29 protein-coding genes, 2 tRNA genes and 1 other RNA gene are annotated in these 23,511 nt (G+C 68.9%); 13 read left to right on the top strand and 19 right to left on the bottom strand.

Annotation, left to right across the window (positions count from 1 at the left end; translation table 11 throughout):
- The first annotated feature begins 96 nt into the window (after positions 1-96).
- Positions 97-468, top strand: coding sequence for a DUF952 domain-containing protein (locus TR33_RS19545; protein WP_042284619.1), 372 nt, complete (start codon positions 97-99; stop codon positions 466-468).
- Positions 469-475: 7 nt separating this feature from the next.
- Here TR33_RS19545 and TR33_RS26700 read toward each other — a convergent pair whose 3' ends face one another.
- Together TR33_RS26700 and TR33_RS27295 are read right to left on the bottom strand one after the other, a co-directional pair.
- Positions 476-751 (bottom strand): hypothetical protein, encoded by a 276-nt coding sequence (locus TR33_RS26700; protein WP_042284618.1) that lies wholly within the window; start codon positions 749-751, stop codon positions 476-478.
- Positions 691-1,095, bottom strand: coding sequence for a helix-turn-helix domain-containing protein (locus TR33_RS27295; RefSeq protein WP_234305891.1), 405 nt, complete (start codon positions 1,093-1,095; stop codon positions 691-693). The genes TR33_RS26700 and TR33_RS27295 overlap by 61 nt, the downstream gene beginning before the upstream one ends.
- Before the next feature lie 290 nt (positions 1,096-1,385).
- Between TR33_RS27295 and TR33_RS19530 the strand changes: the two genes are divergently transcribed.
- Both TR33_RS19530 and TR33_RS19525 read left to right on the top strand, forming a co-directional pair.
- Positions 1,386-1,655, top strand: a complete 270-nt coding sequence (locus tag TR33_RS19530) for a Scr1 family TA system antitoxin-like transcriptional regulator (protein ID WP_267880667.1) — start codon at positions 1,386-1,388, stop codon at positions 1,653-1,655.
- Positions 1,652-1,831 carry a DUF397 domain-containing protein gene (locus TR33_RS19525; protein ID WP_017536051.1) on the top strand — a complete coding sequence of 60 codons (180 nt, stop codon included), beginning with the start codon at positions 1,652-1,654 and terminating at the stop codon, positions 1,829-1,831. Before TR33_RS19530 ends, TR33_RS19525 begins: the two co-directional genes overlap by 4 nt.
- 73 nt (positions 1,832-1,904) lie before the next feature.
- Here TR33_RS19525 and TR33_RS26695 read toward each other — a convergent pair whose 3' ends face one another.
- Together TR33_RS26695 and TR33_RS19520 are read right to left on the bottom strand one after the other, a co-directional pair.
- Complete coding sequence (locus TR33_RS26695; RefSeq protein WP_159068805.1) at positions 1,905-2,066, bottom strand: sensor histidine kinase; 162 nt, start codon at positions 2,064-2,066, stop codon at positions 1,905-1,907.
- 241 nt (positions 2,067-2,307) lie between these two features.
- Positions 2,308-2,676: a PLD nuclease N-terminal domain-containing protein gene (locus tag TR33_RS19520; protein WP_017536052.1), complete on the bottom strand. Its 369-nt coding sequence runs from the start codon at positions 2,674-2,676 to the stop codon at positions 2,308-2,310.
- Positions 2,677-3,024: 348 nt separating this feature from the next.
- Here TR33_RS19520 and TR33_RS19515 point away from each other — a divergent pair, with 348 nt between their 5' ends.
- Positions 3,025-3,750, top strand: a complete 726-nt coding sequence (locus TR33_RS19515; RefSeq protein WP_014912880.1) for a GntR family transcriptional regulator — start codon at positions 3,025-3,027, stop codon at positions 3,748-3,750.
- A 103-nt stretch (positions 3,751-3,853) separates the two neighbouring features.
- Here the strand turns inward: TR33_RS19515 and TR33_RS19510 are convergent, their stop codons facing one another.
- From TR33_RS19510 to TR33_RS19490, 5 genes are all read right to left on the bottom strand, one after another.
- Entirely contained in the window at positions 3,854-4,915 is a 1,062-nt protein-coding gene (locus TR33_RS19510) for an aspartate-semialdehyde dehydrogenase (RefSeq protein WP_042284614.1), read from the bottom strand.
- Positions 4,912-6,183: an aspartate kinase gene (locus TR33_RS19505; protein WP_014910675.1), complete on the bottom strand. Its 1,272-nt coding sequence runs from the start codon at positions 6,181-6,183 to the stop codon at positions 4,912-4,914. The genes TR33_RS19510 and TR33_RS19505 overlap by 4 nt, the downstream gene beginning before the upstream one ends.
- Positions 6,184-6,364: 181 nt before the next feature.
- Positions 6,365-6,964 carry a recombination mediator RecR gene (recR, locus tag TR33_RS19500; RefSeq protein ID WP_014912795.1) on the bottom strand — a complete coding sequence of 200 codons (600 nt, stop codon included), beginning with the start codon at positions 6,962-6,964 and terminating at the stop codon, positions 6,365-6,367.
- A gap of 175 nt (positions 6,965-7,139) precedes the next feature.
- Positions 7,140-7,478, bottom strand: coding sequence for a YbaB/EbfC family nucleoid-associated protein (locus tag TR33_RS19495; RefSeq protein ID WP_014910247.1), 339 nt, complete (start codon positions 7,476-7,478; stop codon positions 7,140-7,142).
- 61 nt (positions 7,479-7,539) lie between these two features.
- Positions 7,540-7,947 carry a MerR family transcriptional regulator gene (locus TR33_RS19490; protein WP_014910327.1) on the bottom strand — a complete coding sequence of 136 codons (408 nt, stop codon included), beginning with the start codon at positions 7,945-7,947 and terminating at the stop codon, positions 7,540-7,542.
- An 85-nt stretch (positions 7,948-8,032) separates the two neighbouring features.
- Between TR33_RS19490 and TR33_RS19485 the strand changes: the two genes are divergently transcribed.
- Positions 8,033-9,154: an alkene reductase gene (locus TR33_RS19485; protein WP_042284610.1), complete on the top strand. Its 1,122-nt coding sequence runs from the start codon at positions 8,033-8,035 to the stop codon at positions 9,152-9,154.
- A gap of 135 nt (positions 9,155-9,289) precedes the next feature.
- Positions 9,290-10,438, top strand: a complete 1,149-nt coding sequence (locus TR33_RS19480; protein ID WP_026125277.1) for a methyltransferase domain-containing protein — start codon at positions 9,290-9,292, stop codon at positions 10,436-10,438.
- A 60-nt stretch (positions 10,439-10,498) separates the two neighbouring features.
- Here TR33_RS19480 and TR33_RS19475 read toward each other — a convergent pair whose 3' ends face one another.
- From TR33_RS19475 to ffs, 3 genes are all read right to left on the bottom strand, one after another.
- Complete coding sequence (locus TR33_RS19475) at positions 10,499-10,693, bottom strand: DUF6243 family protein (RefSeq protein ID WP_014909422.1); 195 nt, start codon at positions 10,691-10,693, stop codon at positions 10,499-10,501.
- A gap of 219 nt (positions 10,694-10,912) precedes the next feature.
- Positions 10,913-13,075 (bottom strand): DNA polymerase III subunit gamma and tau, encoded by a 2,163-nt coding sequence (locus TR33_RS19470; protein ID WP_042284608.1) that lies wholly within the window; start codon positions 13,073-13,075, stop codon positions 10,913-10,915.
- Between the two features lie 116 nt (positions 13,076-13,191).
- Positions 13,192-13,287: signal recognition particle sRNA small type (gene ffs, locus TR33_RS26145), an RNA gene on the bottom strand.
- A gap of 116 nt (positions 13,288-13,403) precedes the next feature.
- Here ffs and TR33_RS19465 point away from each other — a divergent pair.
- Positions 13,404-13,491 (top strand) — tRNA-Ser (locus TR33_RS19465).
- A gap of 68 nt (positions 13,492-13,559) precedes the next feature.
- Here the strand turns inward: TR33_RS19465 and TR33_RS19460 are convergent.
- From TR33_RS19460 to TR33_RS19450, 3 genes are all read right to left on the bottom strand, one after another.
- Positions 13,560-15,299 (bottom strand): pyruvate dehydrogenase, encoded by a 1,740-nt coding sequence (locus TR33_RS19460; protein ID WP_042284606.1) that lies wholly within the window; start codon positions 15,297-15,299, stop codon positions 13,560-13,562.
- 102 nt (positions 15,300-15,401) lie between these two features.
- Positions 15,402-15,728, bottom strand: a complete 327-nt coding sequence (locus tag TR33_RS19455) for a helix-turn-helix domain-containing protein (protein ID WP_014908786.1) — start codon at positions 15,726-15,728, stop codon at positions 15,402-15,404.
- On the bottom strand, positions 15,725-16,087 hold the full coding sequence (locus TR33_RS19450) for a type II toxin-antitoxin system RelE/ParE family toxin (RefSeq protein ID WP_014910997.1): 363 nt from the start codon (positions 16,085-16,087) through the stop codon (positions 15,725-15,727). The genes TR33_RS19455 and TR33_RS19450 overlap by 4 nt, the downstream gene beginning before the upstream one ends.
- A 188-nt stretch (positions 16,088-16,275) precedes the next feature.
- Here TR33_RS19450 and TR33_RS19445 point away from each other — a divergent pair, with 188 nt between their 5' ends.
- Both TR33_RS19445 and TR33_RS19440 read left to right on the top strand, forming a co-directional pair.
- Positions 16,276-18,291, top strand: coding sequence for an NADPH-dependent 2,4-dienoyl-CoA reductase (locus TR33_RS19445; RefSeq protein WP_014910775.1), 2,016 nt, complete (start codon positions 16,276-16,278; stop codon positions 18,289-18,291).
- Positions 18,292-18,355: 64 nt separating this feature from the next.
- Positions 18,356-18,910 (top strand): PadR family transcriptional regulator, encoded by a 555-nt coding sequence (locus tag TR33_RS19440; RefSeq protein ID WP_042284603.1) that lies wholly within the window; start codon positions 18,356-18,358, stop codon positions 18,908-18,910.
- 39 nt (positions 18,911-18,949) lie between these two features.
- Here the strand turns inward: TR33_RS19440 and TR33_RS19435 are convergent.
- The 4 genes from TR33_RS19435 to TR33_RS19420 form a co-directional block, all read right to left on the bottom strand.
- Positions 18,950-19,034, bottom strand: a tRNA-Ser gene (locus TR33_RS19435).
- A gap of 10 nt (positions 19,035-19,044) precedes the next feature.
- A complete protein-coding gene (locus tag TR33_RS19430) occupies positions 19,045-19,497 on the bottom strand; it encodes a nucleoside deaminase (RefSeq protein ID WP_042284730.1) in 453 nt (150 codons plus the stop codon).
- A 49-nt stretch (positions 19,498-19,546) separates the two neighbouring features.
- Positions 19,547-20,035 carry a tRNA adenosine deaminase-associated protein gene (locus tag TR33_RS19425; RefSeq protein ID WP_017536063.1) on the bottom strand — a complete coding sequence of 163 codons (489 nt, stop codon included), beginning with the start codon at positions 20,033-20,035 and terminating at the stop codon, positions 19,547-19,549.
- A gap of 41 nt (positions 20,036-20,076) precedes the next feature.
- On the bottom strand, positions 20,077-20,577 hold the full coding sequence (locus TR33_RS19420) for a tRNA adenosine deaminase-associated protein (protein ID WP_036568550.1): 501 nt from the start codon (positions 20,575-20,577) through the stop codon (positions 20,077-20,079).
- 324 nt (positions 20,578-20,901) lie between these two features.
- On the opposite strand from TR33_RS19420, the gene upp reads away from it, so the two are divergent.
- From upp to TR33_RS19405, 4 genes are all read left to right on the top strand, one after another.
- Positions 20,902-21,555, top strand: coding sequence for a uracil phosphoribosyltransferase (upp, locus tag TR33_RS19415; RefSeq protein WP_014911495.1), 654 nt, complete (start codon positions 20,902-20,904; stop codon positions 21,553-21,555).
- A 438-nt stretch (positions 21,556-21,993) separates the two neighbouring features.
- The gene (locus TR33_RS19410; protein WP_017536064.1) at positions 21,994-22,236 is read left to right on the top strand and encodes a three-helix bundle dimerization domain-containing protein; all 243 of its coding nucleotides are present in this window, start codon (positions 21,994-21,996) and stop codon (positions 22,234-22,236) included.
- A 364-nt stretch (positions 22,237-22,600) separates the two neighbouring features.
- Positions 22,601-22,765 carry a hypothetical protein gene (locus tag TR33_RS26955; protein ID WP_014913358.1) on the top strand — a complete coding sequence of 55 codons (165 nt, stop codon included), beginning with the start codon at positions 22,601-22,603 and terminating at the stop codon, positions 22,763-22,765.
- A gap of 19 nt (positions 22,766-22,784) precedes the next feature.
- Complete coding sequence (locus tag TR33_RS19405; protein ID WP_014911622.1) at positions 22,785-23,294, top strand: PH domain-containing protein; 510 nt, start codon at positions 22,785-22,787, stop codon at positions 23,292-23,294.
- The last annotated feature ends 217 nt before the right edge of the window (positions 23,295-23,511 follow it).

Here is a 23,511-nt window from a genome sequence, read left to right as displayed (position 1 = left end):
GCGCCCCGATGCACCGACGCCCGTGCTCACTTCTGGACCGCCGGGGGCGAGCGGACCCCACGTCAGGGCCGCACCCGAACGTGTAGCGTCCGGCTCATGACTCGCATCCTGCACCTGACCGAACTGTCCCACTGGCGCGCCGGCGGGGACATCGAGGCGGAGTCGCTCGCCACCGAGGGGTTCCTGCACGCCTCTCCGGACGAGCCGACCATGCTCGCGGTGGCGAACCGGTTCTATACGCGGACCGCGGAGCCGATGGTGGTCCTGGCGGTCGATACGGATCGCCTCGAAGCCGAGGTCCGTTGGGAGGCAGCCGACCCCGCTCCCCCGCCCGGGGTCGGCGCGGAGGTGCTCTTCCCCCATGTCTATGGGCCGATCCCCCGCGCCGCCGTGACCGAGGTGCTGCGCCCGGTCCGCGACGCCCAGGGAACCTACACCGCCTTGGAGAGGCACCCGGAGCAGACCTGAGGTGCTTTCAGGGGAAGGGCCCGACGCTCGGGGCGATCATCGCCCCGAGCATCGACAGCGCTCCCTGAAGCAGGGCCTGCCGGCGGCACCATCGGCTCGGGGCCCGGTGACGTCCCCGTGCTCGTGCCCGGCGGGGTGGGGTCAGGGTCTGTGGAGGCAGGGGCGGCGGGGGCGCCGCGTTCATGGCGGCGACCTCGCGCTCCCGGCGTTCCCGCGCCACGTTCATCCACTGCGGGAGGATCCCGTGCTCGATGCGGTGGGCGAGCCTGGGGTTGGTGACCATCTCGCTCGCACACAGGGTGGCGGTCTCGACCGGTCATGGGGACGGCCGCCGGTGGCCAGATGGATGTCGGGCTTCGTGCGCGCCCAGGCGTTGACCAGGCTTCCCTGGGCTTTGAGCCTTCGGTCCAGGTACTCGGCGAGGTAGAGGGGGACGTCGGTGTCGCCCTTCTCGATCCGTTGGACCGTGGAGCCTTCACGTATCTCCCTGGTGGACAGGTCACCGACGCTGAGCCCGACCGCTTCCCGTAGTTCCCTCACCCGCAGCCCGAACCGCGCCCACTCCTCCTCGGAACCTCCCTGCGGGTTACCCGGGTTCCCCTTGCCTCGATCGCTGGAACTCTTCATGCGGATACCCCCGAGAGGGACCGTCGGGACACCAGGCCACCGGATTTAGAAATCAGTTGAGGGAAACCCTCCACTCGACTTCGGAGTACCCCGATATCGCTCACTTTCGACTCTTTCAGAATCCATTTCACGTTCTTTCTCACAGCGCACCGACCTCCACGGGAGACCTTCCCTGAAGCACACTCACATGATGGATGACCTGGTCACATGGGCGTAAGTGCGAACGTGATTGTGAGCGACATCGAACATGAGTGTGGAATCACGAAGGATTCTGAGCACACAACACGAAACTGGCGGAGCGGGAGCGCGTGAACCTTCAGGTGGCCCCTCTGGATGTCCCTAAGCACCCAGGAAACGCTAGAGCTTTCAGCGTGCTCGTGACGCAGGACAATCCAGACTCGGGGTACGTGGAGAACGCCCGCGAAGGACAGTCCGTCACCGAGGCCGACGAGGTGGCACACCGCCGGATGCTGTTCGCCGCGCTCCAAGCCGTGGCGCCGGCCCCGGACAGCTCCATAGAGCGTGTGCGGGAAGAGATCAAGAGGTTGGACAAGGCATGAATCAGCAGTGGCACAAGTCGTCGTACAGCGGCGGAACCAATAACTGCGTCGAGGTCCGGGAGACGCCCACCATCGTGCACATGCGAGACACCCAGAACAGGGACCTCGGCCACCTCTCCTTCCCCACCGAGGAATGGACCGCCCTGCTCACCACCACCCACATCGAGCAGGCCTGAACCACCAGAACCCACGACGCCCCCGGCACCAGCCGGGGGCGTCGTGTTGTCGGCCGCCGGATAAAACCGGCCTTCACCCGGGGACGCGGCAGGTCAAGGTGAACCGACCGCCCTGATCCGCCTCCACCCTCATCTCCCCGCCGAGACGGGCACAGCGCTCGGCGATGCTCCTCAACCCCGTGCCCGGCACGATCTCCCCCGTCACCGGGGCCCCATCGTCGGCCACCGACAGCACGATCCACCTTCTCCGGGAGCCTCTCCCCTTCTCCTTTGCCCGGAGAAGGGCACTCCGCATGACTTCACCATGCGTTTCGCATGGTCGCCCTCACCTCCACCGGCAGCTCGGCCAGGGGTGCGTCAAGACTCCGCGTGTTCTGCCCACAGGCTGTGGACAGAACACGCCGACACGACGAGGCCCCGGGGCGAAGGCCTCCCTCCGCCCCGGGGCCTCTACACGCTCGCCCGGGCGAGTCGCGTCAGGCGTTGCCGAGCCCGGTCTGGTCGGGCGGCGCGACGTTGCTGTGCTGGCCGACACTGGTGGGAATCGTGTGTCGAGCCTTCCCCTTGTCGATGCCGAGGAGCCGGTTGAGGTGGCCCTTCTTCCCGACCACGAACCAGGCGATCGCCCCGAACAGGGGGAACCAGAGGATGAGGACCACCCAGAGCAGCTTTCCGCCGCCGGAGGTGTCGGCGTCCATCAACGTCGAGACGATCGCCGCGATCACCAGCACCAGGACGGCCAGGAACACGATCAGGACGAGGACGCCGGCGATACCGCCCAGCCAGGTGATCTCCCGGCCACCCGGTTCCGCCAGACGCGACAGCTCCGACAGGTTCGTGAACATGACTCCCCCAAGCAATGCGTAGTTGCCTCAATACATAGGGTAATAATCGGGGTGGTCAGGAGCGTACATTCCTTTGGTTTCGGGCGTTTCCCCGGCCACGTTCCACCCGTGTCCACCACCGCCCCCGACCCGAGCAGGGACGATCACTTTCCGAGAGCACCCCCCACCAGGCTTTTCCGCTGCTTTACTGGAACCATGGGCGAGCTTCGGCGATCTGGCAGGTTCACTCCCTCCCTCAGGCCCGGCGTCGGCACCGGCGACCACCGGGCCCCTGACATCCTCGACCACCGACCCCCTTCGAGAACGGCTCGGGCGTATCGGCCGCCGACCTCGAAGGTCGGGTGACCGGTGGCCAGGCAACCCCGATATCTCTGGCTGGCCGAACAACTACGCCGACCCATCCTCGACGGAGAGATGGCCCCGGGGGCCAGGCTTCCCTCCCGCACCAGCCTGGCGCGCACGTACCGGGTCAGCGAGCAGATCTCGCGCACCGCGTTGCGGCTCCTGGTGACCGAGGGCCTCGTCGAGTCCCGACCCGGCTCCGGTTACTTCGTCCGCACCGTCCCCGAGATCTTCCGACTGTCCCGGACCGACGCCACCTCGGGCTCCGGCCTGGGGCGGCTGGGACGTGAGCGGATCAGCACCGAACAGGAACGCTGTTCCGGCCGTCTCGGCGCACGGCTGCGGCTCCGCGACGGGGACCCGGTCTACCGCACCACCTCACGTGGGCTCTCCGCCGACCGACCGGTCACCCTGCATCGCTCCTGGGAACCCGCGGTCCTCACCGCGGGCACCCTGCGCACACCGTTCGACGCCGCCGACGTCGGTCCCCTCGAACGGCTCGGCGCGGCGGGCTACCCCGTGGACCGGGTCGTGGAGGAGGTCGGCGTTCGCGCGCTGCACGACTCCGAGGCCATCCTCTTGGACTCCGCTCCCGGGGTACCCGTCCTCGTGGTCGAGCGCACCCACTTCAGCGGTGATCGGCCCGTGGAGACCTCCGACCTCATCGGCGCGGCCGAACAGTGCCGTCTCCTCTACAAACTGTCCCTCGGCCGCCCGCGTATCCGCGGATAGCGGCGGCCCCGACCACGAAGCGGAAACGACGAAGGCGGTGGCCCCTCCCCCACGCTGGGAGAGGGGCCACCGCTCTTACCGCTTCACACGCGAGACGACCGGGTCAGGCCTGGGTGAACTCCTTGGCGACGACCTCGGCGATCTGCGCGGTGTTCAGCGCGGCGCCCTTGCGCAGGTTGTCCCCGCACAGGAAGAGGTCGAGCGACTTCGGGTCGTCGAGCGACTGACGGATACGGCCGACCCAGGTCGGGTCGGTGCCGACCACGTCGTTCGGGGTCGGGAACTCGCCCTTGGCCGGGTCGTCCAGGACCTCGACGCCCTCGGCCCCGCCCAGGAGCTCACGGGCGGCGTCCGCGGTGACCTCCTGGTCGAAGGTCGCGTGCACGACCAGCGAGTGCGTGGTGATCACCGGGACGCGGACACAGGTCGCGGAGACGCGCAGGTCCTCCAGTCCCAGGATCTTGCGGGACTCGTTGCGGACCTTGAGCTCCTCGGAGGACCAGCCGTCGTCCTTGAGCGAACCCGCCCACGGCACGACGTTGTAGGCCAGCGGGGCCGGGAACGGGCCCAGCTCGTCGACGGCCTCGCGCATGTCGCCCTTGGTGTCGCCGAGGGAACGGTCGCCGCCGGCCTTGGCCATCTGGTCGCGCAGGACGTCGATGCCCTCCTGGCCGGCGCCGGAGGCGGCCTGGTAGGAGGAGACCACGAGCTCCTTGACGCCGTAGGTGCGGTGCAGGGCACCGATCGCCACGATCATCGACAGGGTCGTGCAGTTGGGGTTGGAGATGATGCCGCGCGGGCGGTTGCGGACCTGGTCCGCGTTGACCTCGGGCACCACCAGGGGGACATCGGGGTCCAGGCGGAAGGCGCCGGAGTTGTCGACGGCGACCGCGCCGCGGGCGGCGGCGATCGGCGCCCACTCCTTGGACACCTCGTCCGGAACGTCGAACATGGCGACGTCGACGCCGTCGAAGACCTCGGGGGCCAGGGCCTGGACCACGACGTCCTCGCCGCGGACGCGCAGGACCTTGCCGGCGCTGCGCGGGGAGGCGATCAGACGGATCTCGCCCCACACGTTCTCACGCTTGCTGAGGATGTCGAGCATGACGGTGCCGACGGCACCGGTCGCGCCGACGATGGCGAGGGTGGGAAGACGGTTGCTCATCGGCCGGTACCTCCGTAGACGACAGCCTCGACCTGGTCCGCGTCGAGCTGGAACTCACTGTGCGCGGCCTGGACCGCGGCGTCGACCTGGTCCTCCTCGACGATGACCGAGATGCGGATCTCCGAGGTGGAGATCATCTCGACGTTGGTGCCGGAGGTGGCGATCGCGTCGAAGAAGCGGGCGGTCACACCCGGGTAGGAGCGCATGCCGGCGCCGATCAGCGAGACCTTGCCGATCTTGTCGTCGTAGCGCAGGGAGTCGTAACCGACCTGCTCCTCGACCTTCTTCAGGGCCGAGACGGCCTGCTTGCCGAAGTCCTTCGGCACGGTGAAGGAGATGTCGGTGCGGGAGGTGGAGACCGCCGACACGTTCTGGACGATCATGTCGATGTTGATCTCGGCGTCCGCGAGCGCCTTGAAGATCGTGGCGGCCTCACCGACCTTGTCGGGGACGCCGACGACGGTGATCTTGGCTTCGCTCCGGTCGTGGGAGACCCCGGAGATGATCGGCTGTTCCATGCCTTCGCTTTCCTCGACTTCCGAGACGATCCACGTTCCGGTCTTCTGGCTGAAGGACGAACGGACGTGCAGGGGGATGTTGTACTGACGCGCGTACTCGACGCAGCGCAGATGCAGGATCTTGGTGCCGCTGGCGGCCATCTCCAGCATCTCCTCGTAGGAGACCTGGGGGATGCGCCGCGCGGTCGGCACGACACGCGGGTCGGCGGTGAACACGCCGTCCACATCGCTGTAGATCTCGCAGGCGTCGGCGTTGAGCGCGCCCGCGAGGGCGACGGCGGTGGTGTCCGAACCGCCACGACCCAGGGAGGTGATGTCCTTGGTGTCCTGGGAGACACCCTGGAACCCGGCGACGATACAGATCGAACCCTCGGAGATGGCCTCCTGGATGCGCCCGGGCGTCACGTCGATGATCTTGGCGTTGCCGTGCAACGACGTGGTGATGACACCGGCCTGGGAGCCGGTGAAGGAGCGCGCCTCGTAGCCGAGGTTCTCGATGGCCATCGCCACCAGCGCCATCGACATGCGCTCTCCGGCGGTGACGAGCATGTCGAGCTCGCGCGCCGGGGGCATCGGGGAGACCTTCTCCGCCAGGTCCAACAGTTCGTCGGTCGTGTCGCCCATCGCGGAGACGACGACCACGACGTCATGTCCCGCCTTTTTCTGAGCCACGATCCTTTGGGCTACTCGCTTGATGGCTTCCGCGTCGGCCACGGAAGACCCACCGTACTTCTGCACGATTAGGGCCACGATCGATGCTCCTGAGGAGTTGGGATCAAGACAATTAACAATGGAGTGTAATCAGGGACGCACACCGCACCCGCTCCGACCTGCGATGGAAGGGGCGTGGCGTCTTGACACGCCAGCGCTCGGACCTACCCGTTAAGGCGGAGGTTACTCATATTTCGCCCGTATCACGGGGAAATGTGACCTAGAACTCCAGGCTTCGGCGGCCTTCGAAGGCCCGTCCGAGAGTGACCTCGTCGGCGTACTCCAGATCGCCGCCGACGGGCAGCCCGCTGGCGAGGCGGGTGACTTTCAGACCCATCGGTTTGACCAGCCGCGCCAGGTAGGTCGCGGTGGCCTCCCCTTCCAGGTTCGGGTCGGTCGCCAGGATCAGCTCGGTCACCGTGCCGTCGGCGAGACGGGTCATGAGTTCCTTGACCCGCAGGTCGTCCGGGCCGACGCCCTCGATGGGGCTGATGGCGCCCCCGAGCACGTGGTAACGGCCCCGGAACTCCCGGGTCCGCTCGATGGCGACGACGTCCTTGGACTCCTCCACGACGCAGATGACGGCGGCGTCGCGGCGGGGGTCACGGCAGATACGGCACTCGGACTCTTCGGCGACGTTGCCGCAGATGGAGCAGAAGCGGACTCGCTCCTTGACCTCCACGAGCGCGTTGACCAGGCGTTTGACGTCCGCATGTTCGGCGGACAGCAGGTGGAAGGCGATGCGTTGCGCGCTTTTCGGACCGACGCCGGGCAGCCGCCCGAGCTCGTCGATCAGATTCTGTACCGCGCCTTCGTACATGCCTACCCGCCTGGTCGAAGCCGGGGCGAGGGCCCCGGCGGGGCGTTCTCCGCCCCTCGCCCTCCACCGTATCGGGGGCCGGCGACCTCTTGGGCCGAGGGTGCGCGTGTCGTGTCCGCGTCGTCCCGGTTCTCTCCCACCGGGACGACGCGTACCGGGCGGCCTCGGGTATCGACTAGAACCCGGGGAGACCGGGGATGCCGCCGCCACCGGGCATGCCCTGGGTCAGCGGGCCCATCTTCTCCTGCTGGAGACGCTCGACCTGGGCCTCCGCGTCACGGATGGCCGCCAGGACCAGGTCGGCGATGGTCTGGGCGGTCTCCTCGGCGTCCTCGGGGTCCACGGCCTTGGGGTCGACGGTGATGTCCTCGACCTGACCGCGCCCGCTCAGCTTGACCTTGACCAGGCCGCCACCGGAGGTGCCCTCGACCTCGCTCTCCTCCAGGGCCTGCTGGGCCTCCACGAGCTGCTGCTGCATCTGCTGGGCCTGCTGGAGCAGGGCCTGCATGTCCATTCCGCCAGGGTTCACGGCCGTCTCCTCGTCACACGCGTGGTGCTGGGTGTCGATGCTGGTGTCACTTGTCTGCGAGGGTAGCCGCTGCCTCCACCCGCGATCCTCCGACGAGTGTCCCTCCGACGTCCGCGCTCCGGTGGATGACGCTGTCCAGGGCCTCCCTCATGTGCTCCAACTCGTGGATGGAGCGGGTCACCCGTTCGCGTTCGGCGCACAGGTGGTCGAGGAGGTCGGGGGCGGGCTCTCCGCGTTCTCGCGCGTACAGGCAGGGCAGAAGGTCGCGGATGGTGGCGAGGTTGAGGCCGGCGCCGAGGAGCCCGCGTACACGGTCGACCCTTTCCAAGGTCTCCTCGCCGTACTCGCGGTGTCCGCCCGGGGTCCGCCGGGAGGAGATCAACCCCTGGTCCTCGTAATGGCGCAGGGAGCGGGGGCTGGCCCCGGTCCGTCTGGACAGTTCCCCGATCCGCATAGGCGCCTCCCCGTCTCGCCCGACCGGGTGACACCGGCCACAAAGGCTTGAATCTCACATGGGTGTCAGATTCTACGCTCCTGCCATGAGCACCGCACGGAATCTCACGAACCCGCTGTTGACCGCCTACGAGCTCGGCCCGATCCACCTTCCCAACCGGGTCCTCATGGCCCCGATGACCCGTCTTCGCGCCGACCGCGACGGGGTGCCCGGCGACCTCATGGTCTCCTACTACGCCCAGCGGGCCGGGGCCGGGCTGATCGTCTCCGAGGGCATCACGCCCAGCGTCGAGGGCCGCCAGTATCTCACCGAACCCGGACTGCACACCGAGGCCCAGGTCGAGGGCTGGCGCCGGGTCACCACCGCCGTGCACGAGGCCGGGGGGCGGATCTTCGCGCAGATCATGCACGCCGGACGCGGCGGCCACCCCGACAACCGGCCCGACCACGGTGTCCCCACGGCGCCCTCCGCCGTGGGCAGGACCGCCCTCGTGCACACCCTGGACGGCAAGGTCGAACCGGTCGTCCCCCGGGCCATGACCCTCGAGGAGGTCGAGAGGACCGTGGAGGACCACGCCGAGGCGGCGCGGGCGGCCGTCCGCGCCGGGTTCGACGGGGTCGAGCTCCACGGCGCCAACGGGTACCTGATCCACCAGTTCCTGGCCGACAACACCAACCTGCGCACCGACCGCTACGGCGGCGACGTCGCCGGACGCATCCGGTTCGCGGTGGAGGTGGCCGAGGCGACCGCCGACGCCGTCGGGGCCGACCGGGTGGGGATCCGGCTCTCGCCCGGAAACCCGGAGGCCGAGATGGTGGAGTCGGACCCGACCCCGGTGTACCGTTCCCTGCTCTCCGCCCTGTCCCCGCTCGGCCTGGCCTACCTGCACGTGGCCGACGTCCGGGACCACCCGGCCTTGGACGAGGCCCGCCGCCACTGGAACGGCACCCTCGTCGGCAACACGGGGGAACACGTGGAGACCACGCAGGAGGGCGCCGCGGCGCTGATCGCCGAGGGGAGGGCCGACCTGGTCTCGATCGGCCGCCCCTACATCTCCAACCCCGACGTGGTCGAGCGGATCGCCGACGGGTTCCCCTGGGAGCCCATCGCGGAGAAGGACTTCCACTACACGTCCGGCCCCCACGGCTACGTCGACTACCCCGACCGCTTCTCCCGTCGGGCGGACTTGGTGGCACCGTTGTCCTGATTTCACCAGCCGCAAGGACGAAGAACGGGGCACGGCGGGACACGGGTTGAAATAATGGTCGGCAAGAGGAGATCACTCCCGGCGGTGTCATCGACACCGCCCCCGACCAGCGAAGACCGGGGGACTGAGGACGTGTTGACCGCCAAGGAGCGCAACTCGGCTCTGATCGAGGCGATAATCGCGGACGGCACGCTGACGGACACCGCGCTCGTCGAGACCTTCCGTGCCGTGCCCCGCCATCTGTTCATCCCGGAGAGCGGTGTGTCGACCACCCGGGGCGACACGTTGAACGCCGAGACCGACCCCGACCGGTGGCTGGCCGCCGTCTACGCGGACAACGCCATCGTCACCCGGGTGGACGACTCCGGGACACGGAGCCGGAGCAAGGCGGTCAAGGAGGGCGGCACCTCGTCCAGCTCGGCGCCGACCGTGCTCGCCCGCGTCCTGGAGATGGCCGACCTCTCCGAGGGTCTGGAGGTCCTGGAGGTGGGGACCGGCACGGGCTGGAACACCGCCCTGCTCTCCCACCGGCTCGGAGGCCACGCGGTGACCTCCGTGGAGATCGACGAACGGCTGTTGGAGACCGCGCGCAAGGCGCTGCGCGGGGCCGGGCTCTCCCCCACGACCCATCTGGCCGACGGCCTGCACGGCTACCCGGCGGGCGCGCCCTACGACCGGATCATCAGCGTCTGCGGGATCGAACGGGTGCCCCGGGCCTGGGCCGAGCAGATCCGTCCGGGCGGCCTGGTGGTGTGCCCGTGGGGGTTGTTGGAGAACGCGGGCGTACTGATGCGTCTGGAGTTCGACGAGGAGGGAGCGGCTTCGGGTCGCTTCCGCTCCGGGGTGGGTTTCGTCCCGCTGCGCACCCCCGATTCGATCCGGCCTCCGATCCGGGACACGGGCCGGCAGCCGGACGAGTACCGACTCACCCAGGCCGACCCGGTGGCCCCGCTCATGGCCTTCCCCTCGGCCTTCGCCCTGTCGGTGCTGGTCCCGGACTGGCGGATGCGCAGACGCTGGATCGGCACCGGTTCGGGCATGTGGCTGTGCGACCGGGAGGGCGAATCCTGGGTCCGGATCTACCCGTACGGCACCTCGTGGATGGTCGAGCAGGGCGGTCCCAGGAGCATCTGGGACGAGGTGGAGGAGGCCCTGGAGCTCTGGGGCGACCTGGGCGAACCGGAACCGGAGCGGTTCGGGCTGACCGTGACGCCTTCGGGCGGACAGCGGGTGTGGCTGGACTCCCCCGAGGGTCGTTCCTGGCCGGTCGACTCGCCGGCCTGAGCGGCCCGTGGAACGACGACGGCCCCCGTCCCGAAAGGCGCGGGGGCCGTCGCGACGTGTTCAGGCCTGCTTATCGGCGCCTTCGTCCGTGCGCTGTTCCTGCTTCTCCCGAAGCCGGCGCAGGAGGTCCTGCTTGCGTTCGCGGGCGTCGCCGTCGGCGCCGCCCCTGCCTCCGGCCTGACCACCGCGCAGTGCGGAACGGGAAACGGTGGAGCGTTGACCGCCCACGCCGAGCAGGCTGTTGTTCTTCGCCAACACGACCCCCTCAAGATAAAGAAACGAGTCGTCTCGTCTTGTTTTAGCGGAACATCTTGATCCTAGCCCGGATGGAACGAAACGTCCCCTCCTTTTCCGGGTCCGCTCCGTGAACACCGCTCGAGCCACCCCCACCAGGGGGAACACCCTCCGATAAAGAAGCGGGGCCGGGTCGGCCACGTATATCCACGCGGTCGGCCCGGCCCCGCCCCGAGGTTTCTAGAACCCTTCGGAAGGCTCGTGCTCGATCTCCTCGATCAACTTGCCGCCCAGCTCGGTCTCGATGAGGGAGACACCCCCGCCCCCGTTCCCGGACCCACCGGAAGAGGAGGGGCCGGCCGAGGCCGCGCCGGCGGAGGCCGGACGAGGGGCCGGAGCGTTCGCGGGCCGCTCCTCACGGGGCGCGCTCTCCTCGGGACGCCCGTTCCCGGGGCCGGCGTTCCGAACGGGGGCCGGGGGCCCGTGGTCCTCGGGCGGCGGGGCGGCCGCGGCGTCCTCATAGGGGTCCGGCGGAGGCTCCGGACGGTCGCTGAGCAGCCGTTCCGGCGGCGGCCCCGCAGGACGCTCGGGCTCCGGAGCCGGTTCCGGACGGGCCTGGACCGGGGCGGGTTCGTTCCGTACCGGAGGCGCGTCCCACCCCGAGGGCTCCGCCGGGCGCGGGGCCGGTTCGGGGCGGCGGGGCGGAGCCGGCGGACCACCCACACCCGCCGGGGCCACACGGACCTCGGCGCCCAGCACCTGCTGGATCGCGCCCGCCACCACCTGATCGCTGCCGCTGGTGGTGAAGCCCTTGGCCTCGTTCGGCTTGGAGAAACCGAGCAGCACCGTGTTGCCCTCGACGCCCACCGGCTGCACGTCGCCGCCGTGCAGCATCATCCAGGTGAACCGGCGACGGCCCTTGACCGCCTCCATCACCTGATGCCAGGCCCCCTGGAGACGTCCCAGGTCCAACGGGCCACCGGAGGCGGGCGCCGCCGGACGGGGCTCGGCCGGAGCCGGGGCCGGGGCGTCCCACCCCGACGGCTCGTTCCGAGAGGCGGGCTGCGAAGGCCGGGGGGCCTGCCGCGGCGCGGGTTCGGGGGCCTCCGTGCGGGCCGGCCGCTGAGGCGGCGCGGCCTGAGGGGCGGGAGCCGCGGGCTGAGGCGGAGAGGGCTGACGCACGGGGGCCGGAGCCGCCGGGGCCGGGGCGGGAGCCGAGGCCTGCGGGGCGATCGCGCCCGAGGCCACTCGACGTTCCATCTGCTCCAACCGGGCCAACAGCGCGACACCCTGGTCCCCGTCGGTGGCCGGCAGCAGGATCCGCGAGCACAGCAGTTCGAGGAGCAGACGCGGCGCGGTCGCACCGCGCATCTCGGTGAGCCCCTGGTTGAGCACCTCGGCGGCTCGGGACAGCTCGGCCGGACCCAACCGGGCGGCCTGCTCCTTCATCTGGTCCACCGACTCCGGAGAGACGTTCACCAGACCCTTGTCGATGGCGTCCGGCACCGCCGAGAGCACCACCAGGTCGCGGAAGCGCTCCAGCAGATCGGTGGTGAAGCGACGCGGATCGTGACCGCCCTCCACCACCCGGTCCACCAGGCCGAACGCCGCCGCGCCGTCCCGGGCGCCCAGGGCGTCGACCATCTCGCCCAGAAGGCTGGAGTCGGTGTAGCCGAGCAGGGAGACGGCGCCCTCACGGGTGATGCCGCCCTCGTCCGAACCGGCGATGAGCTGGTCCAGGACCGACAGGGTGTCGCGCGCCGACCCCGCCCCCGCGCGCACCACCAGGGGAAGCGCGGCCGGGTCGTAGGTCACCTCCTCCTCCTTGAGGAGGTCCTCCATGAGCTCCTTGAGGGTGCTCGGCGGGATCAACCGGAAGGGGTAGTGGTGGGTGCGCGAACGGATCGTCCCGATGACCTTCTCGGGCTCGGTGGTCGCGAACACGAACTTCAGGTGCGGCGGGGGCTCCTCGACGAGCTTGAGCAGCGCGTTGAAACCCTCACGGGTCACCATGTGCGCCTCATCGATGATGTAGATCTTGTAGCGCGAGTTGACCGGCGAGAAGAAGGCACGTTCACGCAGGTCACGAGCGTCGTCGACACCACCGTGGGAGGCGGCGTCGATCTCGATCACGTCGATGCTGCCGCCGCCGTCGGGGGCCAACGACACACACGAGTCACAGGTGCCGCACGGGTCCGGGGTGGGACCCTCCGCGCAGTTGAGGGAACGCGCGAGGATCCGCGCGCTGGTGGTCTTGCCACAACCACGCGGCCCGCTGAAGAGGTAGGCGTGGTTGATACGTCCGCTCCGCAGCGCCTGGCGCAGCGGGTCGGTCACGTGCTCCTGCCCGCGCACCTCGCCGAACGTCGCGGGACGGTACTTGCGGTACAGCGCGATGCTCACGGTGTGATCACTCCCCTGGTCCCTGCCACGGTCCCATTCAACCCGCCGGCGGTGACAACTCACGCCAGGTCCGGGAAACCGGAAGGGGTGGATTCGGGATGAGCACCCCCGAAAACAGAAAGGACCCCCCGCGCACCCGCCAGAGCCTACTTATCCTTGCTGCCTTCCGGCCCTGGGGAGGTTCATAGGGTGACGCCGCACGAGGGGTCTGCCTCGAGTGTATCCGAACCGGGGACCCCCGCAACCCCGGCGCCGTGTACCCCGCGCCGCCCCTCCCATCGACGGAACCCGTTCGAAGCACTCCCCGGAAGCCTGTAGAGTTGTCCGTGGAGGATTCGCCTAGTGGCCTAGGGCGCACGCTTGGAAAGCGTGTTGAGGGCAACCTCTCAGGGGTTCGAATCCCCTATCCTCCGCCACAGGAGCGAAGGCCCCGACCGGGAGACCGGTCGGGGCCTTCGTCGTTTCCGCACCCCGCCCACGCCTCTCAGGGGCGGGGGATGTTGCGGAGGTTGGAGCGGGCCATGTCGATCATGGTCCCGACCCCGCCCTGGAGGACGGTGCGTCCGGCCGACAGGGCGAAGCCCGTCACCTGCCCGGCGGTGATCCGGGAGGGCACCGAGAGCGCGTTGGGGTCGGTGACCACGTCCACCAGCACCGGCTCGTCCGCGGACAGGGCGTCCTCGAAGGCGGCGCGCACGTCGGTGGGGCGCTCCACCCGGATCGACCGCATACCGATGGCCTCGGCGATCGCCGCGTAGTCCACCGGCGGATGGTCGGTCTGGAACGCGGGCATGCCGTCCACCATCATCTCCAGGCGGACCATGCCGAGCGAGGAGTTGTCGAACACCACCGTGGTGATGGGCAGACGGTGCTGGACGACCGTGATGAGCTCGCCCAGGAGCATGCTCAGACCTCCGTCGCCCGACATCGACACGATCCGACGTTCGGGGGCGGCGTAGGCGGCGCCGATGGCGTGCGGCAGGGCGTTGGCCATGGTGCCGTGGGTGAAGGACCCGATCACGCGACGGCGCCCGTTCGGGGTGAGGTAGCGGGCCGCCCAGACGTTGTTCATGCCGGTGTCGACGGTGAACACGGTGTCGTCGGGCGCCACGTCGTCCAGGATCCCGGCCACGTACTCGGGGTGGATCGGCGTGTGGTGTTCGATGTTCCTGGTGTAGGCGTCCACGACCTTGGTCAGGGCCCGCTCGTGGCGCCGCAGCATCTCGTCGAGGAAGCGGACGTCGGTCCGTTCCCGGATCCTCCCCTGGAGGGCGCGCAGGGTGGCGCCGACGTCGCCTTGGACCCCCAGTTCGAGGGGGACGCGGCGGCCGAGCCGGCGCGGATCGTGGTCCACCTGGACGACGTTCCTCTTGGGCAGGAAGTCGTCGTAGGGGAAGTCGCAACCCAACAGGATCGTGAGGTCGGCCCCTTGGAGCGCGTCGTAACAGGCCCCGTAGCCGAGCAGGCCGATCATGCCGACGTCGTAGGGGTTGTCGTACTGGATCCACTCCTTGCCGCGCAGTGTGTGCCCGACCGGTGCCTTGAGCCTCTCGGCGAGGTCCATCACCTCGGGGTGGGCGTCTCGGACGCCGGCCCCGCAGAACAGGGAGATCCGGTCGGCGCTCTCGATCCGGCGGGCGAGCGCCTCCACGTCCTCCTCCGCGGGCTGGGAGACGGCGTTCCCCGCGGTGACGGGGGTGGTGTCGGCCGGACCCACGGCCTTCTCCCCGGCGATGTCACCGGGCAGGACGAGGACCGCCACTCCGGGGGCGCCCAGGGCGTGCTGGATCGCGATCCGGGCCAACCGGGGCATCTGCTTCGGGTGGGCGACGAGTTCACGGAACTCGGTGACGTCGGCGAAGAGCCGTTCGGGGTGGGTCTCCTGGAAGAAGCCGGTGCCGATCTGGTGGGAGGGGATGTGCGAGGCCAGGGCCAGAACGGGGGCGCCGCTGCGCTGCGCGTCGTAGAGGCCTTGGACCAGGTGGGTGTTGCCGGGGCCGCAGGATCCGGCGCACACCGCGAGCCCGCCGTCGACCTGGGCCTGGGCGGATGCGGCGAACGCGGCGGTCTCCTCGTTGCGGACGTGGATCCACTCGATGCCGTCGATCTCGTGTACGGCGTCGACCACCGGGTTGAGGCTGTCCCCCACCACCCCGTAGATCCGGGTGACCCCGGCGGAGATCAGGGTGCGGACGAGCTGTTCGGCGACGGTGTTCCTACTCAAGACGAACCCTCCCGGGAGCGTGAGGCGGCCGGGGGACTCTGCGTCGCCCCGGGTCAACGCTAGGAGCGCCTCGCCGTCAGCACCCGCATCGCCACACCGGGCTCATCCCACGCGCAGCGCCTCGTCCCCGAACCGGGCCACGATCTCCACCGTTCCACCGAGGGCTTCGACATAGCTCTTGATGGTGGCAAGCTCGGAACGGTCGATCTCTCCCCGTTCGATACGGGACACCCTCGACTGCGAAACCCCCAGCTTCTCCGCCAGTGTCGTCTGGTCGATGCCATGCCGACGCCTGATCTCGGCCAGGCGATAGGCACGCTCCGCCGCCCGCATCCTCCGCCCGAGTTCGGTGATGCGTTCCTCATCGAGCCCACCGGCCGCGATGACCTCCGCACGACTCTCACCCCAGGTTCTCGCCAAGGCGCTCATCCCCTCTCTTCCGAGTAGCCGCCGGCCAACCACCTCTGATAACGGATCTCCGCCAGAGGGATGTTCCTGTCGTACCACTGCTTCCAACGCCCCGTCTTGTCCCCCGCGACCAACAGGACGGCCTGTCTGTCCGGGTCGAAGACGAACAACACCCGAACCACCGCGTTCCCGGTGGATCGGGGGCGCAGCTCCTTCAGGTTGTGGATTCGAGAGTGATTGATGACGTCGACGAAGGGGCGGCCGAGCGTCGGCCCCACCTCCGCCAACGTGTCGATCGCCGCGACGACGCCATCGGCCGTTCTCGGATCCTCCTTGGCCAGAATCATGAGCCAGTCGTGCACCTCGTCAAGCAGAATCACGTTCCATGACACAGTCATTATGCTACAGGCATCATAGAACGCCAAGGTTCTAATCACCGAGATCCCTCACACCGACACGGTGGACCTCCGTTCCTTGAGAGGCGCCCTTTCCTGTGTTTTGCAACTTGTTGCATAATGAGATGAGGTCGGCCGGACACCGACCGAGAGGCACCGCGCGAGGAGAGACGATGAGCGACTACCCGCACCTTCTGGAACCCCTGGACCTGGGCTTCACCACCCTCAAGAACCGCGTGATCATGGGATCCATGCACGTGGGTCTGGAGGAGGCCCCCAACGGCTTCGAGCGGATGGCCGCCTTCTACGCCGAACGCGCACGCGGCGGCGTCGGCCTGATCGTCACCGGAGGCATCGCCCCCAACCCCGAGGGGGCCACCTTCACCGGCAGCGCCAAGCTCACCACCGGCGAAGAGGTCGAACAGCACCGCCTCATCACCGAGGCCGTCCACCGGGAAGGCGGCCGCATCGCCATGCAGATCCTGCACACCGGCCGCTACGCCTTCAGCGAGGAGTCCGTCTCCGCCAGCGCCCTCCAGGCCCCGATCAGCCCCTTCGTCCCCCACGCCCTGACCGAGGAGGAGATCGAGCGCACCATCGAGGACTTCGCCCGCTGCGCCGAACTCGCCCGCGCCGCCGGCTACGACGGCGTCGAGATCATGGGCTCCGAGGGCTACCTCATCAACCAGTTCATCGCGCCCGCCACCAACAAGCGCGAGGACCGCTGGGGCGGCTCCTTCGACAACCGCGTCCGGCTCCCCCTGGAGATCCTCCGCCGGGTCCGTGAACGCGTGGGCACCGACTTCATCATCGTCTACCGCCTGTCCATGCTCGACCTCGTCCCCGACGGCTCCACCTATGACGAGGTCGTCGAGCTCGGCCGCCGAGTGGAGACCGCCGGCGCCGACATCGTCAACACCGGAATCGGATGGCACGAGGCCCGCGTCCCCACCATCGCCACCTCCGTCCCGCGCGGCGCCTACACCTGGATCACCGCCCGACTGCGCAAGGAACTGTCGGTCCCGGTGGTGGCGGTCAACCGCATCAACACCCCCGAGGTCGCCGAGCGCATCCTCGCCGAGGGCGAGGCCGACATGGTCTCCCTGGCCCGTCCGATGCTCGCCGACGCCGACTTCGTGGCCAAGGCCGCCGCCGGCACCCCGGAGGAGATCAACACCTGCATCGGCTGCAACCAGGCCTGCCTGGACCACACCTTCAGCCTCAAGATCACCTCCTGCCTGGTCAACCCGCGCGCCTGCCACGAGACCGAACTGATCCTGTCCCCCACCAGGGTCCGTAAGAACGTGGCCGTGGTCGGCGCCGGACCCGCCGGGCTCGCCTTCTCGGTCTCCGCCGCCTCCATCGGCCACAGCGTGACCCTGTTCGACTCCGCGTCCGAGATCGGCGGCCAGCTCAACATGGCCCGCCGGGTCCCCGGCAAGGGCGAGTTCGACGAGACCCTCCGCTACTACCGGGTCCAGCTCGACAAGCACGGTGTGGACGTGCGGCTGAACACCACCGTCACCGAGTACGACCTCGGCGGCTACGACGAGATCGTCCTCGCCACCGGGGTGAGCCCGCGCACCCCCGACATCCCCGGCATCGACCACCCCAGCGTGGTCGGCTACGTCGACGTGCTCCGCGGCGGGGCCCCGGTCGGCGAGAAGGTCGCGATCATCGGCGCCGGCGGGATCGGCTTCGACGTCGCCGAGTTCCTCACCGACACCGGGGAGAACGCCGGGGAGGACCCCGAGGCCTTCTTCCGCCAGTGGGGCGTGGACACCGACTACCGGGAGCGCGGCGGTCTGACCGGCCCCTCCCGGGTCGCCCCGCCCCGCCGGGTCCACCTGCTCCAGCGCAGGGAGACCAAGGTCGGCAAGGACCTCGGCAAGACCACCGGTTGGATCCACCGTCTCGAACTGCGTCACCGCGGCGTCGAGATGGTCGCGGGGGCCGACTACCGGCGGATCGACGACGAGGGCCTGCACCTGACCGTGAACGGCGAGGAGCGCGTGCTCGACGTCGACACCATCGTCGTGTGCGCCGGCCAGGACCCCCGACGCGACCTCGCCGACCGGCTCATCGCGGCCGGGCACACCGTGCGCCTGATCGGAGGCGCCGACGTGGCCGCCGAACTGGACGCCAAGCGCGCCATCAAGCAGGGCACCGAACTCGCCGCCGCCCTGTAGCCGTCGTCGGCGCGGTCGGGCCGAGAACCGGTCCGGCCGCGCCGATCCTTCCTAGAATGCGCTCATGTCCCTGCCCCACGCGATCCTCACCGCCCTGCTGGAGAAGCCCTCGTCGGGGCTGGAGCTGACCAGACGGTTCGACCGTTCCATCGGCTACTTCTGGTCCGCCACCCACCAGCAGATCTATCGCGAACTGGGCAAGCTGGAGAAGGCCGGGCTCATCCGCGCGCTGCCGACCGACGTCCCCGCCCGGGGCGGTCGCAAGGAGTACGAGGTGCTGGCCGCCGGACGGGGCGAACTCGAACGCTGGGTAGCCGAGACCGAGGAGCCGCGCGCCCTCCGCGACCCCCTGATGCTGCGCCTGCGCGCGACCGGCGTCGTGGGCGTGGGACCCGACTTCGTGGCCGAACTGCGCAGGCATCGGGAACTGCACGCCGCCCGGCTCGCCGAGTACCGCGAGTTCCAAAGGCGCGACACCGCCCGGGACCGTGGGACCGAACGCGACCGGGCCCAAGGGCTGGTGCTCCAGGGCGGCATCGATCTGGAACTGTTCTGGGTGGATTGGCTCGACAAGGCCATCGACGAACTGGACCGGGACACCGGCCGGCCCCGGACATGAGAAAGGCCGCCTCCGGAACGAACCGGAGGCGGCCACATGCGGTGGATGAGGGATTTGAACCCTCGAAGGGTTGCCCCTTACCCGCTTTCGAGGCGGGCGCCATCGGCCACTAGGCGAATCCACCGAGAGGTACTCTACCGGATACGTCGCCGTGCGAAAAACCGGCTGAGCAGATCCGAGCACCTGAAGGCGACGTCCTCGCTGATCAGATCCGGGGGAACGACTTCGGGACGATGGTTCTGGCGCGGGTCGCGGACCAGATCCCACCGGGAACCGACCGCCCCCGCCTTGTCGTCCCGGGCCCCGTAGACCAGGCGATCCACGCGTGAGAGCACCGTGGCGCCGGCGCACATCACACAGGGCTCCAGGGTGACCACCAGGGAACATCCGGACAGTCGCCACTCGCCGCGACGTTCGGCGGCCGCGCGCAACGCCATCACCTCGGCGTGTCCGGTCGGGTCCCCTGTGGCCTCGCGTTCGTTGTGCCCTCGCCCGAGGATCGCCCCGTCGGGACCCAGCACGACGGCTCCGACCGGAACGTCGCCGGTCCTCAAGGCCAGCTCGGCCTCGGCCAGAGCCTCGCGCATCGCCTCGTCCGCGGCCTCACGGTCGAGTTCGGGCAGGCCGCTCACCCGATCACAGCCGCATCGTGTCGAGGAGGTCGGCGAAACCGGAGCGTTCCGCCACCACGGCGAGCACATCGCCGGGCAGCACCCCGCCGCCGACGGAGAGGGACCGCAGTTCCTCCCCGTCCACCCCCAGATCGCTCAACAGGTCGTCGTCGCCGTCCGGACGGGGGTCCGGGCGGGCCCCCGCGCTCTCGACCGGGGCCGGAGAGCCCAGCCCGCCGGCCTCGGACAATATCCCGGCCACCGGATGGTCGTGGACGACCCGTTCGTCGGAGAGGTAGACCCTCGGATCCGATCCCGTCTCGTCCACTCTGACGACGGCGAACCACTCGTCGTCCGCCTCGATCAGGAGCAGGGTCATGTCACTGCCCGACTCCGTCCCGAAGTCCAACATGAGGTCGGTGATGTCGTCGATGGCATCCGCATCGCCGAGATCGACCTCGGTTCCCCGCCACGTCCCGCCATCGGGAGCGAAGACCGCTGCGAAGGTCGACACCGCGCACCCTCCCGTCTCTCCAGGTCGCTTCCGAGGCGTCCTTACCCCATCCCGTCGAGGACACGCTGAAAGGCCTGGGCGAATCCCAGACGCTCGGAGACGCTGGCGAGCACTTCGTCCGGGTAAAGGTCCAGATCGCCCGCCAGGGCGCCCAGTTCCATCTCGTCCAGACCCAGGTCGGCGACGACGGACAGATCCCCCGCCGGCAGCACCTGGTCGAGGTCGTCATCGTCGGGAAGGTCGATGTCCAGGTGGTCGAGGACGTCCCGGGCCACCTGCCAGTCCACGGACGCGGTCACATCGGACAGGAAGAGGGAGACCTCCTCGCCGTACACCCGAACGATGATGAAGAAGTCGTCTCCGACGGAGACCAGACCGAGGGAACCGCTGATGCTCGGCTGCTGGCGCAGGGCGTGGATCAGGCCCTTGAGATCGTGTGTCAGCGCGACGGGGAGAAGATCGACATCCCAGTACTCCTCTTCCCTGTACGCGACGGCCGCGAAGTCACCCGAGTCGTCGTCACCATGATCGAGCACTGTCATCGTCACCCCAACCCGGACGGTATATCGGCGCGGACGAGAGGATCCGGAACGCCCGCGCGAATGCCATCGTAACGATCACCCGTGCGCCACCGCCGCCGCTCGTCCAACGTGGACCGGACCCACGTTCTCACGACAGGCCGTTCCTCCGCGCCCCCACCAGCGAACCCGTTTCCCACCTGTATCTCTCCTCCGAGAGCCGATACCTCCTCACCCTTCCTCCGACCGCGTCGAGAATCCCCGGTTCGGGGGATACGCGCGGTTAGACTCGAAGCGCCCCCTCCACACGCTCAACGTCCTGTTGTCCCAGCTCACCCGGAGAACGTTTTGGAAACCCTGGTCGTCGACCACCCCTTGGTCGCGCACAAACTGACCACCCTGCGCGACGTGCGGACCGACTCCCCCACCTTCCGGAGGCTGACCGACGAGCTGGTGACCCTGCTCGCCTACGAGGCGACCCGCGATGTTCGAGTGACAGAGGTCACCATCCGGACCCCGCTCGTGGAGGCCACCGGCACCCAGCTCTCCCGGCCGACGCCGTTGGTCGTGCCGATCCTGCGCGCCGGCCTGGGCATGCTCGACGGCATGACCCGTCTGCTGCCCACCGCCGAGGTGGGCTTCCTCGGCATGGCCCGTGACGAGGAGACCCTTCAGCCCGCCACCTACGCCGACCGGCTGCCGCAGGACCTGTCGGGTCGCCAGTGCTACGTACTGGACCCGATGCTGGCCACCGGCGGCACCCTGGCCGCCGCCCTGAAGCTTCTGGTCGAGCGCGGCGCCGACCACATCACCGCGATCTGTCTGCTGGCGGCCCCCGAGGGCCTGACCGCCGTGGAGCGGAAGCTGGCCGAGAGCCTCCCGGAGGACCACGGGGCCACGTTGCGCGTGGTGACCGCGGCCGTGGACGAACGCCTCGACGAGAACGGCTTCATCCTCCCCGGCCTGGGAGACGCCGGAGACCGCCTGTACGGCTGCTCCTGAACCCCACCGAGGCGCGGCGCCCCCGCCGAACCCTTCCCTGAGCGTCCAGCCGGATCACCGGCTGGACGCTTTTTCGGTTCTTTTCGGCTCGGGGTGAATGATCGTCCGAAAATCGGGCATTGGTCCCTCATGACCGCCTCCCCGACCGACGTCCCTCCAGGTCGAGCCCGCTCGTCCGGTCACCGGGAGACACGATGCCGCATTAGCCGAATTCATTTCGAGATTGGAACGTAACAGATTAGGGTGATCATAGTTCTTGGCCACCCGTAACCGGGTAGATCAGCCAGACCGAAACCGCCCCCAGGGGATCCGCCACCGATATCAGCACCCAGCCGCCCGCTTTCGGAGCGGCACTCAGGCGACCCCTCGGTCGCTACGCAAAGCCCCCGAGCGCGCACGCAACGTGCCGACCCGCCGCACAGCCCTCGAAGGAGTGAGATGCCCGAGACCCCCTCCACCTCGACCACCCAGGCCGCCCACGACCCTCATTTCAGCCGAGTCGTCAGCCGCCTCGCCTCGGAGTTCTCGAACGTCCACCACTCCTCCACCGTGTCCCGTTGCGTGGACGCCGCGCACCACGGCGCCAAGGACGTGACCGGGCGGGCCACCCCCGACCTCGTCGAGCGGATCGCCCGACAGCACCTCCAGGTGCTGGCCCTGGCCTTCGCCGAACAACACTGACCCCAGGCGTTTCCTTTTCGGCCCTGCACCACCCCGGAACTTCGGAAGACCGGGATGACCCGGCGCGCACGCGCCCGACACCCCTCTTCCCGAGTTCCGGGTCCGCGGTGCGGTACCGACTCGCCCTTCCGGAATCACCCTCCCGCTCCTCGACACCACACCTGACCTGGGTCGCGAGAGGGATCCTTTCCGGGCTGCCATTACCAGGGTTAACAACATCACCGAAACCGGACACAGACCACAAGCGTGGAAGGTCCGACATAACGCCACGCCGAGGGTGCGCCCGAGGCTTTACGGGCATGATGGTCGATGGAACAATCACTGCTGGGTCGGTGGGTCAGGTGGATTCCAAGGGGAGTCAGTCGTGGCGAAGTTGAAGAAATGGGGCGGTTACGCGCTCATCGGTTTCGTGGCTTTTTATCTGCTCACGCAACCGGAAAGCGCGGCCGGGGTCATCCAGGGCGCCCTGGGCGGCCTGATGGGCGGCGCGGAGTCGATGTCCCGCTTCGTCAACGCACTACTGCCGTAGGCGTGAGAGAGCGGGTGCCATGAGGCTCGTAGCGTCCAGCAACGCGGCACCGGCGTCGGTCAACCGCTACCTCCTGCCGCACGAGCAGGACGTGGTGACCATCCGACGCCACCCCGCGGTCCTCATCGGCCCGGTGGCCACGGTGTTGGCCGCGTTGATCCTCGCCGGGATCCTGAGTCGGACGATCGGCGGCAACAGCACCGCCACCCTCGCCGTCATCTGGTGGCTCTGGCTGCTGGTGCTGGTGTGGTTCGTCTGGCGGGTGGCGGAGTGGTCCGTGGACTATTTCGTCATCACCTCGGCGCGGTTGCTGTTGACCACCGGACTGATCACCCGCCAGGTGAACATGATGCCGTTGGGCAAGGTGACGGACATGAGGTTCGAGCGCACCCTGATCGGACGCTTCCTCGGGTACGGCACCTTCGTCATGGAGTCCGCCGGTCAGGATCAGGCGCTCAGTCGGATCGACTTCATTCCCTATCCCGAGCAGCTCTACCTCGAGGTCGTGGGGTTGATCTTCAAGGAGTAGCCGAGTACGGCACCCGATACGACAGTCGTCGAAGAGCACCCGTCATGTCGACGGGTGCTCTTTCGTATGCGCTCCGTCCCCCTCCGGGAACCGGGCACCGAACGGACCCGGGTTCGGATCACCGCTCCACGGGTACGCCTTGGTTACCCGGTTGTTCACCTTCTGTTCACCTTGAACTCCACACCCTCCCGGCACACCTGCGAGATCGGGCACATCG

Source organism: Nocardiopsis alba, assembly GCF_000710955.1.
GTDB lineage: Bacteria > Actinomycetota > Actinomycetes > Streptosporangiales > Streptosporangiaceae > Nocardiopsis > Nocardiopsis alba.
The sequence above is the reverse complement of the archived record's forward strand: the minus strand, read 5'-3'. Positions and strand labels throughout refer to the sequence as shown.

Coding starts and splice junctions, on each gene's coding strand:
- TR33_RS19545 (WP_042284619.1), top strand. CDS start 97: ATGACTCGCATCCTGCACCTGACCGAACTGTCCCACTGGCGCGCCGGC.
- TR33_RS26700 (WP_042284618.1), bottom strand. CDS start 751: ATGGTCACCAACCCCAGGCTCGCCCACCGCATCGAGCACGGGATCCTC.
- TR33_RS27295 (WP_234305891.1), bottom strand. CDS start 1,095: ATGAAGAGTTCCAGCGATCGAGGCAAGGGGAACCCGGGTAACCCGCAG.
- TR33_RS19525 (WP_017536051.1), top strand. CDS start 1,652: ATGAATCAGCAGTGGCACAAGTCGTCGTACAGCGGCGGAACCAATAAC.
- TR33_RS19520 (WP_017536052.1), bottom strand. CDS start 2,676: ATGTTCACGAACCTGTCGGAGCTGTCGCGTCTGGCGGAACCGGGTGGC.
- TR33_RS19510 (WP_042284614.1), bottom strand. CDS start 4,915: ATGAGCAACCGTCTTCCCACCCTCGCCATCGTCGGCGCGACCGGTGCC.
- recR (WP_014912795.1), bottom strand. CDS start 6,964: ATGTACGAAGGCGCGGTACAGAATCTGATCGACGAGCTCGGGCGGCTG.
- TR33_RS19495 (WP_014910247.1), bottom strand. CDS start 7,478: ATGGACATGCAGGCCCTGCTCCAGCAGGCCCAGCAGATGCAGCAGCAG.
- TR33_RS19490 (WP_014910327.1), bottom strand. CDS start 7,947: ATGCGGATCGGGGAACTGTCCAGACGGACCGGGGCCAGCCCCCGCTCC.
- TR33_RS19485 (WP_042284610.1), top strand. CDS start 8,033: ATGAGCACCGCACGGAATCTCACGAACCCGCTGTTGACCGCCTACGAG.
- TR33_RS19455 (WP_014908786.1), bottom strand. CDS start 15,728: ATGAGCGCCTTGGCGAGAACCTGGGGTGAGAGTCGTGCGGAGGTCATC.
- TR33_RS19445 (WP_014910775.1), top strand. CDS start 16,276: ATGAGCGACTACCCGCACCTTCTGGAACCCCTGGACCTGGGCTTCACC.
- TR33_RS19440 (WP_042284603.1), top strand. CDS start 18,356: ATGTCCCTGCCCCACGCGATCCTCACCGCCCTGCTGGAGAAGCCCTCG.
- TR33_RS19430 (WP_042284730.1), bottom strand. CDS start 19,497: ATGCGCGAGGCTCTGGCCGAGGCCGAGCTGGCCTTGAGGACCGGCGAC.
- TR33_RS19420 (WP_036568550.1), bottom strand. CDS start 20,577: ATGACAGTGCTCGATCATGGTGACGACGACTCGGGTGACTTCGCGGCC.
- TR33_RS19410 (WP_017536064.1), top strand. CDS start 21,994: ATGCCCGAGACCCCCTCCACCTCGACCACCCAGGCCGCCCACGACCCT.
- TR33_RS19405 (WP_014911622.1), top strand. CDS start 22,785: ATGAGGCTCGTAGCGTCCAGCAACGCGGCACCGGCGTCGGTCAACCGC.